Consider the following 1,825-nt stretch of genomic DNA (forward strand, 5'->3'; position numbering starts at 1 on the left):
AAAACCACAACCAGCTTGACCAATGTGCCCTAACGCGAGGTGGCAGTTAATCATCGCATTGGTTGCATCGGTGCCAATGGTTGACTGATTAACCCCCTGACAAGATGCCGTAAGTACTTTTTTATTGTTGGCTACAAGTTGATAGAATTGCGTCAGCTGAGTGACTGAAACACCGACTTGCGTGGCAAGATCGGCTAAATTGGCACTTAATTGTTGCGCCTGCAAAACCACAGTATCAAAGCCTTCTGTATGTGCGGCAATATACGCGTGGTCGACACGATTTTGATCTGCTAGGTAACCGAGTAAGCCATGAAATAAGGTTAAATCAGCGCCCGGTTTAATGGCTAAATGTAAGTCTGCTTGTTTTGCTGTGGCTGTTGATAACGGGTCGATTACCACTAACTGAGCATTATTGGCTTTTTTTGCGGCTAAAATTCTTTGAAAAAGAACGGGATGAGTCCAAGCGGTATTGGCCCCTACAAGCACTATCACATCAGCTTGCTCTAGATCGTCGTAACATCCAGGAACTACATCTTCACCAAAGGCACGCTGCATTGCGCTCACCGCTGACGACATACATAAGCGTGAGTTAGTATCGACGTTAGCCGTTTTTAAAAAGCCTTTAGCAAACTTGTTGGCAACATAATAATCTTCAGTGAGTAATTGGCCAGAAAGATACAGTGCGACTGAATCTGGACCATGTTCTGCAATGGTTTTCGCAAAGGTATCAGCAATTAAGGTGCTCGCCTTGTCCCAATCAAGTGGCATACCAGAACGAAGTTTAGGATAACGCAGTACATTGGGTTGGGCTAAACTGTCGAGTAAGCGTTCACCTTTGGCACATAAATGACCGTAATTAGCTGGATGCTTGTTGTCACCGACTAGTATTAAATCTGCAGCGTCGACATCGGTCCAATTCGGTTTATTTGAAGACACGCTAACACCGCATCCGACACCACAATAAGCACAACTTGATTGGACCACTGACATACATCTACCCTTTCACTTTGACTATCTCATGGGTAAGGTACTGCGAAAGCTGTGCCAGAAAATTAACTCACTGATTTATAATAGAAATGGATATTTAGATAAATAAAGCATTACAACATTTGCGCAACAAAAGTGCATTGGCTGCGCTGTTATGTAGCGCATCTAATTGAAATCAAAAGACTTTAGATACCTATAAAGAGGTATAAAAATAAAAGTGAGATGTATACTCTTGAGGAATAAAAACAAAAATACCGACATTATGTCGGTATTTTCAAGCCATCTAAGATAACTTATTTTGCAGTACGGCCATCATCGTGGCATGTATCACATGTTGGCTTTTCGCCTACTTTTGCTTCATGTGGCGCATGACAATCTGCACACATTAAAATACCATCATGTGGCTTATGGTTATCATCCATTTCAGCTAGTGAACCATGACAACTTTGACATTGTTCAAATTCATAAGCGCCATCTTTTGATGGTTCACCATCAGCGTGACAGTTTTCACAGCCACCCATTTCAACGTGAAACTCTGCGAGGGTCTCATCAGCAGCAAATGATGCAGAAGACATCATCATTACCGCGAAACCAGCCGCAAACAATGCACTCAGTAGTTTATTGCTCACTATTCATTCCTCCAATTTAGTGTGTGTCCGCATTCTATTATCTGACGCGGATCATCACACTGCAGCACGACTCTTTGCTTAAGGGTTATTCGACAACGTTGTTTATAAACCGTTTATCAAAGATTTATAAACAATCTCAAATTAACTGACAATATAAACGTAGTTAATCAATCCACTTTAAGCAAAATTAATTTAGATTAAGTCATAAT

2 protein-coding genes are annotated in these 1,825 nt (G+C 41.3%); both read right to left on the reverse strand.

Annotation, left to right across the window (positions count from 1 at the left end):
• Window positions 1-990, reverse strand: a 990-nt coding sequence (locus tag CXF78_RS16165; RefSeq protein ID WP_180957184.1) for a molybdopterin-dependent oxidoreductase, incomplete at its 3' end; no start/stop codon positions are given.
• A 290-nt stretch (window positions 991-1,280) separates the two neighbouring features.
• Entirely contained in the window at window positions 1,281-1,616 is a 336-nt protein-coding gene (locus CXF78_RS16170) for a tetraheme c-type cytochrome CctA (protein ID WP_059745144.1), read from the reverse strand.
• Window positions 1,617-1,825: the final 209 nt, after the last annotated feature.

The sequence above is a fragment of the Shewanella sp. 11B5 genome (assembly GCF_002836795.1).
Taxonomy (GTDB): domain Bacteria; phylum Pseudomonadota; class Gammaproteobacteria; order Enterobacterales; family Shewanellaceae; genus Shewanella; species Shewanella frigidimarina.